This is a genomic window from Pseudomonas sp. B6(2017), assembly GCF_002112765.1.
In the GTDB taxonomy this organism is placed as follows: Bacteria; Pseudomonadota; Gammaproteobacteria; order Pseudomonadales; family Pseudomonadaceae; genus Aquipseudomonas; species Aquipseudomonas piscis.
The window spans coordinates 255,447-270,293 of record NZ_NEIQ01000003.1 but is presented as its reverse complement, the minus strand read 5'-3'; the positions used below and the strand labels follow the sequence as shown (position 1 = coordinate 270,293).

At 64.4% G+C, this 14,847-nt stretch carries 9 protein-coding genes and 2 pseudogenes; 3 read left to right on the top strand and 8 right to left on the bottom strand.

Annotated features, from left to right (window positions below; all coding sequences use genetic code 11):
- Positions 1-19: 19 nt before the first annotated feature.
- The 5 genes and pseudogenes from CAG11_RS06770 to CAG11_RS34460 all read right to left on the bottom strand — a co-directional run.
- Entirely contained in the window at positions 20-1,762 is a 1,743-nt protein-coding gene (locus CAG11_RS06770; protein ID WP_085595589.1) for a potassium/proton antiporter, read from the bottom strand.
- Between the two features lie 166 nt (positions 1,763-1,928).
- On the bottom strand, positions 1,929-2,792 hold the full coding sequence (locus CAG11_RS34475) for a methyl-accepting chemotaxis protein (protein WP_371263446.1): 864 nt from the start codon (positions 2,790-2,792) through the stop codon (positions 1,929-1,931).
- Positions 2,784-3,539 (bottom strand): annotated as a pseudogene (locus CAG11_RS34470) (MCP four helix bundle domain-containing protein); the annotation flags it as partial. The gene CAG11_RS34475 and the pseudogene CAG11_RS34470, both read right to left, overlap by 9 nt.
- A gap of 203 nt (positions 3,540-3,742) precedes the next feature.
- Positions 3,743-4,606, bottom strand: a complete 864-nt coding sequence (locus CAG11_RS34465; RefSeq protein ID WP_371916603.1) for a methyl-accepting chemotaxis protein — start codon at positions 4,604-4,606, stop codon at positions 3,743-3,745.
- Positions 4,598-5,353, bottom strand: a pseudogene (locus CAG11_RS34460) (MCP four helix bundle domain-containing protein); the annotation flags it as partial. The gene CAG11_RS34465 and the pseudogene CAG11_RS34460, both read right to left, overlap by 9 nt.
- A gap of 326 nt (positions 5,354-5,679) precedes the next feature.
- On the opposite strand from CAG11_RS34460, the gene CAG11_RS06755 reads away from it, so the two are divergent.
- Complete coding sequence (locus CAG11_RS06755; RefSeq protein WP_022640306.1) at positions 5,680-5,910, top strand: hypothetical protein; 231 nt, start codon at positions 5,680-5,682, stop codon at positions 5,908-5,910.
- Positions 5,907-6,209 carry a cell division protein ZapA gene (locus tag CAG11_RS06750; protein ID WP_031320336.1) on the top strand — a complete coding sequence of 101 codons (303 nt, stop codon included), beginning with the start codon at positions 5,907-5,909 and terminating at the stop codon, positions 6,207-6,209. Before CAG11_RS06755 ends, CAG11_RS06750 begins: the two co-directional genes overlap by 4 nt.
- Before the next feature lie 76 nt (positions 6,210-6,285).
- Here CAG11_RS06750 and CAG11_RS06745 read toward each other — a convergent pair whose 3' ends face one another.
- Both CAG11_RS06745 and putA read right to left on the bottom strand, forming a co-directional pair.
- Positions 6,286-8,088 carry an acyl-CoA dehydrogenase gene (locus tag CAG11_RS06745; RefSeq protein ID WP_085595585.1) on the bottom strand — a complete coding sequence of 601 codons (1,803 nt, stop codon included), beginning with the start codon at positions 8,086-8,088 and terminating at the stop codon, positions 6,286-6,288.
- 178 nt (positions 8,089-8,266) lie between these two features.
- Positions 8,267-12,220 carry a trifunctional transcriptional regulator/proline dehydrogenase/L-glutamate gamma-semialdehyde dehydrogenase gene (gene putA / locus CAG11_RS06740; protein ID WP_085595583.1) on the bottom strand — a complete coding sequence of 1,318 codons (3,954 nt, stop codon included), beginning with the start codon at positions 12,218-12,220 and terminating at the stop codon, positions 8,267-8,269.
- A 461-nt stretch (positions 12,221-12,681) separates the two neighbouring features.
- Between putA and putP the strand changes: the two genes are divergently transcribed.
- A complete protein-coding gene (gene putP / locus CAG11_RS06735) occupies positions 12,682-14,166 on the top strand; it encodes a sodium/proline symporter PutP (protein WP_085595581.1) in 1,485 nt (494 codons plus the stop codon).
- A 142-nt stretch (positions 14,167-14,308) separates the two neighbouring features.
- Here the strand turns inward: putP and CAG11_RS06730 are convergent, their stop codons facing one another.
- Positions 14,309-14,803 (bottom strand): DUF2165 family protein, encoded by a 495-nt coding sequence (locus CAG11_RS06730; protein ID WP_085595579.1) that lies wholly within the window; start codon positions 14,801-14,803, stop codon positions 14,309-14,311.
- Positions 14,804-14,847: the final 44 nt, after the last annotated feature.

Sequence of the window (14,847 nt, the reverse complement as noted above, 5' to 3'; positions counted from 1 at the left end):
ATCTGGCGCGTTTCCGAGTTTAGAGGAAGAGTCCGGGGCCGGGGCGACTTCCTTCGGGGAATCTGACGCCGACTTTGCCGATCTTGTTCCCGTCCATCACCGCGACCGTCCAGGTGGTGTTGTTCCACTCCACCTGGTCGCCGACCACCGGCGCACCGCCGACCTTCTGGGCGATGAATGCCGCCAGCGGCATGTCCGCATCCTGGCCGTCGAGCTTGAGTCCGTAGAGCGCCGAGACCGCGCCCAGCTGGGCGTCGCCTTCGAGGACGAAATCGCCGAAGAAGCGCAGGTCCAGGCCGCGTTCCGGGGCTTGGCTGAAGAGTTTGCCCAGGGCCGGGAGGTTGTGTTCATGGCCGATCACGCATAGCAGGTCGTCGGCCTCCAGCACCGTGCTACCCGAGGGGTGGAGCAATTGCTGGCCGCGAAACAGGGCGGCGATGCGCGTGCCTTCGGGCATCTTCAATTCCCGCAGGGCCGCGCCGATGCACCACTTCTCCGCGCCCAGGCGGTAGACGAACAGCTCCCACTCGCTGGTGACATGGACTTCCAGGGCGGCCCGGGAAATCGGTGCCGGCTCCGGTGGGACCGTGACCTTCAGCCACTTGGCCACCCACGGCAGGCTGGTGCCTTGCAGCAGCAGGGAGATCAGCACGATGAAGAACGCCAGGTTGAAGTACAGCTGGGCGTTGGGCAGGCCGGCCATCAGCGGGAACACCGCGAGAATGATCGGTACCGCGCCCCGCAGCCCGACCCAGGAGATGAAGGCCTTTTCCCGGCCATGGAAGGCCCGGAATGGCAGCAGCCCCACCAGCACCGACAACGGCCGGGCGAAGAGGATCATCCACAGCGCCAGGCCCAGGGCCGGCAGGGCGATGGGCAGCAGGTCGTGGGGAGTGACCAGCAGTCCCAGCACCAGGAACATGCCGATCTGCGCCAGCCAGGCCATGCCGTCGAGCATGTGCAGGATGCCGTGGCGGCTGCGTACCGGGCGGTTGCCGATCATCAGGCCGCACAAGTACACCGCGAGGAAACCGCTGCCATGCAGGGCGTTGGTCAGGGCGAACACCACCAGCCCGCCGGAGATCACCAGGATCGGGTACAGGCCATTGGCCAGGTGGATGCGGTTGACCAGTTGCAGCATCAGCCAGCCGCCGCCGAGGCCGATCACCGCGCCGATGCCGAATTCGCGGACCAGTTCCACCAGCAGGCTGAAGTGCAAGCCGGTATGGCCATTGGCGAGCATGTCGATCAGGGTCACGGTGAGGAACACCGCCATCGGATCGTTGCTGCCGGACTCGATCTCCAGGCTCGCGGTCACCCGTTCGTTGAGGCCCTTGCCTCCCAATAGCGAGAACACCGCCGCGGCGTCGGTGGAGCCGACGATGGCGCCGATCAGCAAGCCCTGGATCAGGTTGAGGTCGAACAGCCAGGCCGCGGCCATGCCGGTCAGCCCGGTGGTGATCAGCACTCCTACCGTGGCCAGTGACAGCGCCGGCCACAGGGCCACGCGAAAGCTCGCGACCCGGGTGCGCAAGCCGCCGTCCAGGAGGATCACTGCCAGGGCCAGGTTGCCCACCAGGTAGGCGGTCGGATAGTTGTCGAAGATGATCCCGCCGCCGTCGACGCCGGCGGTCATGCCCACGGCAAGGATGATCACCAGGATCGGGATGCCCAGGCGGGAAGAGAGGGAACTGACCAGGATGCTCGCACCTACCAGCAACGCGCCGATCAAGAACAGGCTGTTGATGGTCGTCGCATTCAAAGGCAGTACTCCAGAGCGGAAAAGGCGGGCGCGAACTGACCATGCAGTCTGCGTGCCATCGATTCTAACCTGCTGAAATGTGCCGCTGTCAAAAGCTTTTCATGGCAGCGACGCAGGCCCCGGCGGACGGTATCCGTCGGGGCTTTGGCCGGATTTGCGAAGGCCTTCAGAGGTTGAAGCGGGCGACCATGCTGTTGAGGTCCACGGCCAGGCGCGACAGCTCGTTGCTGGCTGCACTGGTCTGGTTGGCGCCGGTGGCCGATTGCACCGACAAGTCGCGAATGTTCACCAGGTTGCGGTCCACTTCGCGGGCTACCTGGGCCTGTTCTTCGGCGGCGCTGGCGATCACCAGGTTGCGCTCGTTGATTTCGATGATCGCGCTGTTGATGGTGTCCAGGGACAGGCCGGCGCCCCGGGCGATGTTCAGGGTCGACTCGGCGCGCTCGGTGCTGTTGCGCATGGAGTCCACGGCCTGTTCGGTGCCGTTCTGGATGCTGCCGATCATGCGTTCGATTTCACTGGTGGACTGCTGGGTGCGATGAGCCAGGGCGCGGACCTCGTCGGCGACCACGGCAAAACCACGTCCGGCCTCGCCGGCACGGGCGGCCTCGATGGCGGCGTTGAGGGCCAGCAGGTTGGTCTGGTCGGCCAGGCCACGGATCACGTCCAGGACCTTGCCGATGTCGCGGGATTCGTTGGCCAGGTCGCCGATCAGGCTGGCGGTGTCTTGCACGTCGCCGCTCATGCGTTCGATGGCGGCCACGGTTTCCTGTACCAGGTCGCGGCCGTCACCGGCCGAGGCGGTGGCATTCTTCGAGGCCTCGGAAGTGCTGACGGCATTGCGTGCCACTTCTTCCACGGCGCTGGTCATTTCGTTGACCGCAGTGGCGGCCTGCTCGATCTCGTTGTTCTGCTGGGTCAGGCCGCGAGCGCTTTCCTCGGTGACGCTGTTGAGTTCCTCGGCGGCGGAGGCCAGTTGGGTGGCGGAGCCGGAGATGCGCTGCAAGGTGTCGCGCAGTTTTTCCTGCATCTTGGCCATGGCCCGCAGCAAGCGGCCGGCTTCGTCGCTACCGTCGGCCTGGACCGGGCGGGTCAGGTTGCCCTCGGCGATCTCCTCGGCGGCTTCCAGGGCCTTGGCGATCGGCTGGGTGATGCTGCGGGTCAGCAGCCAGGCGAACAGCAGGGTCAGGCCAGTGGCCAGGAGCAGCAGGACCACCACCAGCTTGAACGCGGCCGAATACTGCTCGGCGGCCTGGCGGTTGGTGTCCACCGTCTGCTGGGTGTTGATCTCCATCAGGCGGTTGAGTACGGCGTTGATCGCCTCGGAGTTGTTCAGCAACTCGGTGTTGAGCAGGTTGCGCAACTCATCCACCTGGTTGTTGCGCGACAGGCTCTTCATCCGCTCTTCGATCTGCCGGTACTGGCCCAGCAGCTGGATGTACTGGTCATAGGCGGCTTTTTCCGCCGGGCCGGTGATGAGCTTTTCATAGGTGGCCTGGGCCGTGCGGATCTGCTGGTTGCGCATATCCAGCAGTTCCATGGTCTTTTGCTGCACATCCGGCTCGCGGTTCACCAGCAGGCGATAGGACAGCACCCGCAGGCGCAGGGTCAGCTGGGTGAACTCGTCGAGGCTCTGGATGCTCGGCACGCTGCTCAGGGTGATGTCTTCGGCGGCGCCACGGATCTTGCTCATCTGGTTCAGGGCGAAAACCCCGAGGATCAGCATCAAGCCGCCGATCATGGCAAAACCGAGGAAGGCCCGCGGAGCGATATTCATATTACGAAGGGACATGATAGGTACCAGGAAGAGCGCATCCATGCGGGGCTTGAGACTGATCTACCGTGACTTATCGGTCGTACGACTAAAGTCTTGAGTCCTGTCGTGGATTTCAGTCTCGCGCGGGTGTCGCGGATGGCTCTTGCGCTGGTCGTTCATTCCGGCCCCAGCCTGCAAACAGGGGCGGGGCGGAGGGCGTCGGATCAGAGGCGGAAGCGCGCCACCAGGCCGTTCAGGTCCACGGCCAGGCTGGCCAGTTCATTGCTGGCGGCGCTGGTCTGGTGGGCGCCGGTGGCCGACTGCACCGACAGATCACGGATGTTCACCAGGTTGCAATCCACTTCCCGGGCTACCTGGGCCTGTTCTTCGGCGGCGCTGGCGATCACCAGGTTGCGCTCGTTGATCTGGATGATCGCGCTGTTGATGGTGTCCAGGGACAGGCCGGCGCCCCGGGCGATGTTCAGGGTCGATTCGGCGCGCTCGGTGCTGTTGCGCATGGAGTCCACGGCCTGTTCGGTGCCGTTCTGGATGCTGCCGATCATGCGTTCGATTTCGCTGGTGGACTGCTGGGTACGGTGGGCCAGGGCGCGGACTTCGTCGGCGACCACGGCAAAACCACGTCCGGCCTCGCCGGCACGGGCGGCCTCGATGGCGGCGTTGAGGGCCAGCAGGTTGGTCTGGTCGGCCAGGCCACGGATCACGTCCAGGACCTTGCCGATGTCGCGGGACTGATTGGCCAGGTCGCCGACCAGGCTGGCGGTGTCTTGCACGTCGCCGCTCATGCGTTCGATGGCGGCCACGGTTTCCTGCACCAGGTCGCGGCCGTCGCCGGCCGAAGCGGTGGCGTTCTTCGAGGCCTCGCAAGTGCTGGCGGCGTTGCGCGCCACTTCTTCCACGGCACTGGTCATTTCGTTGACCGCGGTGGCGGCCTGTTCGATCTCGTTGTTCTGCTGGGTCAGGCCACGGGCGCTTTCCTCGGTGACGCTGTTGAGTTCCTCGGCGGCGGAGGCCAGTTGAGTGGCGGAACCGGAAATGCGTTGCAGGGTAGTGCGCAGGTTCTCCTGCATCTTGGCCATGGCCCGCAACAGGCGGCCGGCCTCATCGTTGCCATCGACCTGGACCGGGCAGGCCAGGTTACCCTCGGCGATCTCCTCGGCGGCTTCCAGGGCCTTGGCGATCGGCTGGGTGATGCTGCGGGTCAGCAGCCAGGCGAACAGCAAGGTCAGGCCGCTGGCCAGCACCAGCAGCGCCACCACCAGGTCGAAGGCGTTGTGGTACTGCCTGGCAGCCTCCTCGGCGGCGGCGGTGGAGTAGCGGGTATTGATCTGCACCAGGCGGTTGAGGGTGCTGTTGATCGCCTCGGCGCTGTCCATCAATTGCTCGTTGAGCAACGCTTGCATGGCCTCCAGCTGGCCGTTGCGCGACAGTTCGATCAACTGGCTCTCCAGTTGGCGATGATGGGTCAGCGCCTTGATGTATTCGGCGTAGGCGGCACGCTCTTCGGGGAGGCTGATCAGGGCTTCGTAGCGCGGGCGGATATCGTCGATCTCCTGGTTGCGCTTGACGATGGTCTCCAGTGCCCTTTGCTGGGCTTCGGCGTCGCGATTGACCAGCAGGCGATAGGCATTGACCCGCAGGCGCAGGCTCAACTGGGTGAAGTCATCGACGCTCTTGATGCTGGGGAGGGTGTCTTGGGTGATGAGCTCGGTGGCCGCATGGATCTTGCCCATCCGGTTCAGCGCAAAGATGCCGAGAAACAGCATCAGGCAGCCGATCAGGGCGAACCCGAGAAAGGCCCGCGGGGCGATGTTCATAGTGCGCAGGGACATTGTTTTCACCTGTGTGAAGCGCGGTTGGCGCTTTGGGAAAATGGATGAGTCCCTGGCTATCGCGTGGGGAAAATGCTTCTTGAATCGCCAAAAGCGGTTTCGGAAATTTCCATTGGCTTGTCCGATTTTTCGAGAAAAGTCCTAGCCTCCGACCGGGGCTCAGGAACCCCAGGGGAGAATGGCAGTCTCTAGCAGCTCTCGCGGAAGGGTCATCGCCAGCAAAATCAAGGCTTTGCGCCTGGATAACCCTGGCATCCAGGGTGACTTTTCTTTATCGTACGCGCCCTTTGCAAAAAGCCCGGAAGATCAAAATGTTGGAAGCATCCCTCAGCCAATTGGAGCAGCTGGTCAGTGACCTGGTGGTACAGAACCAGGAGCTGCTCGGCACTAACGAAGCCCTCAAGGCACAACTGGCCCAGGCCAGGGACGAGAACGAAAGCCTGCAGCTGAACCTGATGGAGCAGGAAGAGAAGCACGGCGCCACCGCTGCCCGCATCCAGGCCCTGGTTGAGCGCGTCACTGCGAGCCCGGCCAATCCATGAGACATCACAGCGATGGAGTGAGAGTGGTCTCGATCCTCGGCGAGGACTATTCGCTCAAGGCGCCGGCCGGACAGGAACAGGTCCTGATGGATGCGGTGCAGATGCTCCAGGCCGCCCTGGCCGATACCAAGAAGAAGTTCCCGACCCTGATCGGCGAGCGCCTGCTGGTACTGGCGGCGATGAACCTGTGCTCGCAGCAGCTGGAGATGCAGAAGCGCCACGAGCAGGAGCTCGAGCGCTACCAGGAACAGGTGAGCGCCACGGTCGACGTGATCGCCAAGACCATCCAGCAGAACTGATCCCGCTGAGCCGCCTCAGCCCGTTGCGGCTGGAGTCACGCAATGGCCCCGACGCGCTTGCCGGGGCCCGTGGCGCTCAGAACCACTCGTCGCGCATTGCCAGGCAAGTATCGTCCCGGGCCTCCAGGAGCCTCAGCTCATGCTCGCAGCCCGGTACTTCCCAGGTGAGGAAGTAGCGCGCAGCCTGCCGCTTGCCCAGGTAGAAATCCCGATCCGCCGCATCTCCCCGGGCCAGGCCTTCCTCGGCGCGGATCGCCTGCTCCAGCCAGCGCCAGCCAATCACCGCATGGCCGAAGGCTTTCAGATAGAGCGCCGAGTTGGCCAGGGTCGCGGTGACCTTGCCAGTGGCCAGGTCGCCCAGTAGCCCCAGGGTCACGGTTTGCAGGCGCGCCACCAGTTGTTCCAGGGGCTGGCGCAAGGCGTCCAGGCTGGAGTGGGCCTGGGAGCGCCCGCAGGTCTCGATGATCAGGCGGATCAGGCGCTTGAGCCCCGCGCCGCCATTCTGTGCCAGCTTGCGTCCCAGCAAGTCCAGGGACTGGATGCCGTGGGTGCCCTCATGGATCGGGTTCAGGCGGTTGTCGCGGTAGTACTGCTCCACCGGATACTCGCGGGTGTAGCCATGGCCGCCGAGGATCTGGATCGCCAGCTCGTTGGCCTTGAGGCAGAACTGTGAAGGCCAGGACTTGACGATCGGGGTCAGCAGGTCCAGCAACTCGTGGGCCTGCTGGCGTCCGGCTTCATCGTCCAGGGTGGTGGTGTCGTCGAATAACCGGGCCGCGTACAGGCCCAGGTCGAATGCGCCTTCGACATAGGCCTTCTGGGTCAGCAGCATCCGGCGCACGTCGGCGTGCTGGATGATCGCCACCTGGGGCGCGCTCGGGTCCTTGCCATCTGGCAGGCGTCCCTGCGGGCGTTCACGAGCGTACTCCAGGGAGTACAGGTAGCCGGCATAGCCGAGCATCACCGCACCCATGCCGACGCCGATGCGCGCCTCGTTCATCATCTGGAACATGTAGGACAGGCCCGCATGGGGCTTACCCACCAGATAGCCGACGCATTCACCGTTATCGCCGAAGTTCAGCGCAGTCGAAGTGGTGCCGCGATAGCCCATCTTGTGGAACAGGCCGGCCAGCAGCACGTCGTTGCGCTGGCCCAGCGAGCCGTCGGCGTTGACCAGGAACTTGGGCACGATGAACAGCGAGATGCCCTTCACGCCGGGGGGCGCATCCGGCAGCTTGGCCAGCACCATGTGCACGATGTTCTGCGCCAGCGAGTGGTCGCCACCGGAGATGAAGATCTTGTTGCCCTTGATCCGGTAGCTGCCGTCGCCGGCCGGTTCCGCACGGGTGCGGATATCCGCCAGCGAGGAGCCGGCGTGGGGCTCGGTCAAGGCCATGGTGCCGAAGAAGCGACCGTCGATCATCGGCTGCAAAAAGCGCTGTTTCTGCTCCTGGCTACCGAAGCTCTCGATCAGGTTGGCTGCGCCCATGGTCAGGAAGGGGTAGGCGGAGCTGCCGACGTTGGCCGCCTGGAAGTGGGCGAAGCAGGCCTGGGACAGCAGGGTCGGCAACTGCATGCCGCCGGCCTCGAAGTCGCGGGTGGCGTTGAGGAAGCCGGCCTCGAGAAAGGCGTCCACCGCCGGTTTCACCTCGGGGATCAATATCGCCTGGCCGTTTTCATAGCGCGGTTCGTGCTCGTCGCCCTTGCGGTTGTGCGGGGCGAAATATTTCTCGGCGATGCTGCGGGCGGTGCCCAGGGCGGCGTCGAAGGTTTCGCGATTGTGTTCGGCAAACCGTTCGCGCTGGGTCAGGCCCTCGGCATCGAGCACCTCATACAGTTCAAAAGCCAGATTGCGGGAACTGAGCAAGGTCTCGGACATGGCGGCTTACCTGTTGATTGAGGAAATGAGCCGAGTCTAGACCTGTGAATGAAGGTCGGATAGGAAGATTGATAGGCGTGATGAAGCAGGAGAAACCAAGCTACAAGCCAGAGCCAGAAGCAAAAACGGCAAGCAAAGGCTGTTGCCCCTGCTTGCCGCTTGTAGCTTGCCGCTGCTCTTAACCGATGGTCATCAGGCTGGCGTTGCCGCCGGCCGCAGCGGTGTTGACGCTCAGGGCGCGTTCGATCACCAGGCGTTCCAGGGCGATCGTCGTTTCGCCCTGGGACAGGCCCTGGACGCCGATGATGGCACCGGCGCGCTGGGCCACCTGCTGGCAGACGCCGCGCAACTGGTCGGAGTCGCCGTGGTGCAGGACCGCGTCGAACACGGCCTCATCCTTGGTCCAGTCGGCCACGCGCTTGATGCGTACCTGGACTTCCCGGGGCAGGCGGCCGAACAGAGCCTTGGACACGGCGTTTTCCGGCCAGACTGCCGAGCCGCCGACGGCCAGTACCGCCGCCAGTTGCGTCAGCAGGTCGCCTTCGATTTCCGCCAGGCACAGCACGTGCTCACGGGGCAGGATGGCGTAGCTGTTGCGCTCGCCGGTCGGGCCGGCCAGCTGCCGGGTGATCCCGCTCTGCGACCGCCCGGCGAACTGTTTGCACAGGGCCGAGAGTTCCGCCAGCTTGGCGCTGTCAGCCCAGGCTTGCAGGGCCGACAGCGGCTTGAGCAGCGACTCGCGCAGGCGCAGGTCCGGGGCGCTGATGGCGTCGGCACGGACGAAGGACTGCTCGATGGCGTCCACCGGACGGGTCGACAGCAGGCGGTACAGGTACAGCGGGCCGCCGGCTTTCGGGCCGGTGCCCGACAGGCCTTCGCCACCGAATGGCTGCACGCCGACCACGGCACCGACGATGTTGCGGTTGACGTACATGTTGCCGGCGTTGACGTTGTCCACCACCTTGGCGATGGTCTCGTCGATCCGGGTATGCACGCCCAGGGTCAGGCCGTAGCCGGAAGCGTTGATCTGGGCGATCAGCTGGTCGATGTCCTTGCGCTTGTAGCGCACTACGTGCAGCACCGGGCCGAAGATCTCGCGCTGCAGTTCGTCGAAGCTTTCCAGCTCGATCAGGGTCGGCATGACGAAGGTGCCGCGCTTGATTTCCTCGCCTTCGGCAATGGCCACCTGATACACGGTACGGCCTTTGTCGCGCATGCCCTGGATGTGTTTCTCGATCCCGGCCTTGGCTTCGGCGTCGATCACCGGGCCGATGTCCACGGCCAGGCGCTCGGGGTTGCCCAGGCGGCTTTCGGCCATGGCACCCTTGAGCATTTCGATCACGCGGTCGGCGGAGTCTTCCTGCAGGCACAGTACGCGCAGGGCCGAGCAACGCTGGCCGGCGCTGTCGAAGGCCGAGGACACCACGTCGATCACCACCTGCTCGGTCAGGGCCGAGGAGTCGACGATCATCGCGTTCTGGCCACCGGTCTCGGCGATCAGCGGGATTGGCCGGCCCTGGTTGTCCAGGCGCCCGGCGATGTTGCGTTGCAGCAGGCGGGCGACTTCGGTGGAGCCGGTGAACATCACGCCCTTGACCCGCTCGTCGCCGACCAGGCCGGCGCCGACGGTCTCGCCACGGCCTGGCAGCAGTTGCAGCACGCCTTCGGGGATGCCGGCTTCCAGCATCAGGCGCACGGCCTGGGCGGCTACCAGCGGGGTCTGCTCGGCAGGCTTGGCCAGTACCGGGTTGCCGGCGGCCAGGGCTGCGGCCACCTGGCCGGAGAAGATCGCCAGCGGGAAGTTCCACGGGCTGATGCATACCACCGGGCCCAGTGGGCGGTGGGCGTCGTTGCTGAAATCGTTGCGGGCCTGCACCGCGTAGTAGCGCAGGAAGTCCACGGCCTCGCGCACCTCGGCGATGGCGTTGGCGAAGGTCTTGCCGGCCTCGCGGACCAGCAGGCCCATCAGCGGCTGGATCTCGCCTTCCATCAGGTCGGCGGCGCGTTCCAGGATCGCCGCGCGTTCGGCCGGCGGGGTCGCCTGCCAGATCGGTGCGGCGTTGAGGGCGCACTGGATGGCGTTGTCGACGTCGGCGACGGTGGCCTCCTGGACATGGCCCACCACGTCGCGGTGGTCGGACGGGTTGAGTACCGGCGCCGGGGTTTCTTCGCTGGCAGGGCAGCCGAGCAGCGGCGCGGCTTTCCAGTCGTTATGGGCAGTGGCCAGCAGCGCGCAGGACAGCGATGCCAGGCGATGCTCGTTGGCCATGTCGATGCCGGCCGAGTTGGCGCGGTCGGCGCCGTACAGGTCGCGCGGCAGCGGGATGCGCGGGTGCGGCAGGCCGACGCCGCCTTCCAGGGTGGCCATCTGTTCGATCTGGCTGACCGGGTCGGCCACCAGTTCCTGGATCGAGATCGACTGGTCGGCGATACGGTTGACGAACGAGGTGTTGGCGCCGTTTTCCAGCAGGCGGCGAACCAGGTAGGCCAGCAGGGTCTCGTGGGTGCCCACCGGAGCGTAGACGCGGCATGGGCGGTTCAGCTTGCCGTCGGCGACCTTGCCCACCACTTGTTCGTACAGCGGCTCACCCATGCCGTGCAGGCACTGGAACTCGTACTGGCCGGGGTAGTAGTTCTGGCCGGCGATATGGTAGATCGCGGACAGGGTATGGGCGTTGTGCGTGGCGAATTGCGGGTAGATGACTTCCGGTACCGACAGCAGCTTGCGCGCGCAAGCGATATAGGAAACGTCGGTGTAAACCTTGCGGGTGTAGACCGGGTAGCCTTCCAGGCCCTCGACCTGGGCGCGCTTGATCTCGCTGTCCCAGTAGGCGCCCTTCACCAGGCGGATCATCAGGCGGTGGCGGCTGCGGCGCGCCAGGTCGATGACGTAGTCGATCACGTACGGGCAGCGCTTCTGGTAAGCCTGGATCACGAAGCCGATACCGTTCCAGCCGGCCAGTTGCGGCTCGAAGCACAGGCGCTCGAGCAGGTCCAGCGACAGCTCCAGGCGGTCGGCTTCCTCGGCGTCGATGTTCAGGCCGATGTCGTACTGCTTGGCCAGCAGGGTCAGGGACAGCAGGCGTGGGTACAGCTCTTCCATCACGCGCTCGTACTGGGCGCGGCTGTAGCGCGGGTGCAGGGCCGAGAGCTTGATCGAGATGCCCGGGCCTTCGTAGATGCCGCGACCGTGGGAGGCCTTGCCGATCGAGTGGATGGCCTGCTCGTAGGACGCCAGGTATTTCTGCGCGTCGTGCTCGGTCAGTGCCGCTTCACCGAGCATGTCGTAGGAGTAGCGGAAGCCCTTGGCTTCGAACTTGCTGGCGTTGGCCAGGGCTTCGGCGATGGTCTCGCCGGTGACGAATTGCTCGCCCATCAGGCGCATGGCCATGTCCACGCCCTTGCGGATCATCGGCTCGCCGCTCTTGCCGATGATGCGGCTCAGGGAAGAGGTCAGGCCCGCTTCGTTGTGGGTCGACACCAGCTTGCCGGTGAGCAGCAGGCCCCAGGTGGCGGCGTTGACGAACAGCGACGGGCTGTTGCCCAGGTGCGGTTGCCAGTTGCCGGTGCTGATCTTGTCGCGGATCAGCGCGTCGCGGGTGCCTTTGTCGGGGATGCGCAGCAGGGCTTCGGCCAGGCACATCAGCGCCACGCCTTCCTGGGACGACAGGGAGAACTCCTGCAGCAGGCCCTGGACGATGCCGGCCCGGCCGCCGGCGCTCTTCTGGTTGCGCAGTTTTTCGGCGATGGAGGCGGCCAGCTTGTTCGCGGCCTCGGCGGTGGCGGCCGGCAGGCGCGCCTGCTCCAGCAGCATCGGCACCACTTCCGGTTCCGGTCGGCGATAGGCCGCGGTGATGGAGGCACGCAGTACCGATTGCGGCAGGATGCTCTCGGCGAATTCGAGGAAGCATTGGTGAGCATGGTCGGTGATCACGTCACCGGCGTCGTCGCCGTCGCGGGCGATGGCGTTGCTCAGCTCGGTCAGGGTTGCACCACCCTCGAGTTTCTCCAGGTAATTGAAGATCGCCTGCTTGATCAGCCAGTGCGGAGTCCGATCAATCGAGGCCGCGGCCGCCTTGAGACGTTCGCGGGTAGGGTCGTCGAGTTTGACCCCAAGGGTGGTGGTAGCCATATTTTTATCCTCATGTTTGCCACGCGAGTGTGGCATCAGCTGGCGGCAAGATTATCCGCGAGCCGAAATAGGTGCAACCGGGTGCAACCCATTTTTACCGGGAAAAAACCGCAGCTTGTCAGGAATAAAATTCCGCTACGCAAAGTAGGGAATCGATCTGGTGCATTCGCTTCTGAAAAAGATTTTCCTTGCTCCAAAAAGGAGCAAAAACGTCACCAACCGCCGATTTATCGACAAGGTGCAACTGATTCACGTCAAATCGGTTGCACCTTGTTCATTTTGTTGCATAGGATTCGCGCCCAAGGTGCAACCGTCTTCGTGACTGGGGCATCGGCTGATGGCTTTCCTGGGGAAACATCAGTCATAAATGCGCGGCACGCTTGAACGTCTCCCAATCGTTATCGTTTGGCGGCGTGGGGCAGTGACCGCCGCACCATAAAAACAAAGCCAGGGCGTTACTCATGAGTGCAAGCAATCCAACCCTGATCACGTTCGTGATCTACATCGCGGCAATGGTGCTGATCGGCTTCATGGCCTATCGCTCCACCAACAACCTTTCCGACTACATTCTTGGTGGCCGCAGCCTGGGCAGCGTGGTGACCGCGCTTTCCGCCGGCGCTTCCGACATGAGTGGCTGGTTGCTGATGGGCCTGCCGGGCGCCATCTATATGTCCGGCCTGTCCGAGAGCTGGATCGCCATCGGCCTGATCGCCGGTGCCTACCTGAACTGGCTGTTCGTGGCCGGTCGCCTGCGGGTACAGACCGAGCACAACGGTGACGCACTGACCCTGCCGGACTACTTCTCCAGCCGCTTCGAAGACAAGAGCGGCCTGCTGCGGATCATCTCCGCGGTGGTGATCCTGGTGTTCTTCACCATCTACTGCGCTTCCGGCATCGTCGCCGGCGCCCGCCTGTTCGAAAGCACCTTCGGCATGTCCTACGAGACAGCGCTGTGGGCCGGTGCGGCGGCGACCATCGCCTACACCTTCGTCGGTGGCTTCCTGGCGGTGAGCTGGACCGATACCGTGCAAGCCACGCTGATGATCTTCGCCCTGATCCTCACGCCGATCATCGTGCTGCTGGCCACCGGTGGCGTCGACACCACCTTCCTGGCCATCGAGGCCAAGGATCCCACCAGCTTCGACATGCTCAAGAACACCACCTTCATCGGCATCATCTCGCTGATGGGCTGGGGCCTGGGCTACTTCGGCCAACCGCACATCCTGGCGCGCTTCATGGCCGCTGATTCGGTCAAGTCGATCGCCAACGCCCGTCGCATCTCCATGACCTGGATGATCCTGTGCCTGGGCGGCACCGTGGCCGTGGGCTTCTTCGGCATCGCTTACTTCTCGGCGCATCCCGACGTGGCCGGTCCTGTGACCGAGAACCCTGAGCGGGTGTTCATCGAACTGGCCAAGCTGCTGTTCAACCCATGGATCGCCGGTGTACTGCTGTCGGCCATCCTGGCGGCGGTCATGAGTACCTTGAGCTGCCAGCTGCTGGTGTGCTCCAGCGCCCTGACCGAAGACTTCTACAAGGCTTTCCTGCGCAAGGGCGCGTCCCAGCTGGAGCTGGTATGGGTCGGCCGGGCCATGGTGCTGGTGGTGGCGCTGGTCGCCATCGCCATGGCCGCCAACCCGGAAAACCGCGTACTGGGCCTGGTGAGCTATGCCTGGGCCGGTTTCGGCGCGGCCTTCGGTCCTGTGGTACTGATCTCGGTACTGTGGAAAGGCATGACCCGCAACGGCGCACTGGCCGGTATCGTGGTCGGTGCCCTGACCGTGATCCTGTGGAAGCACTTCGCCCTGCTGGGCCTGTACGAAATCATCCCGGGCTTCATCTTCGCCAGCCTGGCCATCGTCCTGGTGAGCAAGCTGGGCGCTCCGAGTGCCGGCATGGTCCAGCGCTTCGAAGCCGCCGAGAAGGATTTCAAGCTCAACCACTGAGTGCCTGATCCGGCCCCTGTTTTTTCGGGGACGCAATGAAAACGGCCCGCTGCGGTGACGCAGCGGGCCGTTTTTTTTCGCCTTCTGAAGCCGCAGCAGGCTGCGAGCGAACGTAGAGAAGGGTGGCCGTGGCGGGCTTAGCTCAGTGCAGTTCAGCGTCGGGCTGGTTGAGGAAGATCAGCACGCCAAGGATCGCCATGTAGAACTTGAACGCCGCTTCCTGGCCGTTCCAGGTGGCGGACTGCCACATCATGAACCATTCCCCGCCCACCACCATGAAACCGAAGAACCAGACGCAGAAACCCAGGCAGAAGCCGGCAATGGCCCAATGCTTGGCGCGATTGAAGTCGCAGGCTTTGCCGTGGCGGGCGCGCCACAGGCGGGTGCCGCCGAGCACCAGCAGCACGCCGGTCGCGGCTTCGCCGGCGATGATCAGCCAATAGCCGGCATTCCACAGCAATGGTTGGGTGATGGCCCGGCCGGTGGCGCTGTTGCCGGGGAAGACGCTGTCCATGCTCAGCACGTGCTGGACGAAGGCGAAGTTGGAACCGTAGTCGCTGATGTTGTTGTAGGCCACCAAAAGGGCGAAGGCGGCGACCGCGAGGGTCATGATGATCTTGGCGTAGCGCACGAGCATGTCAGGGTCCTTTGATAGGGGAGCGATCCTTGGGGGGCGGGGGA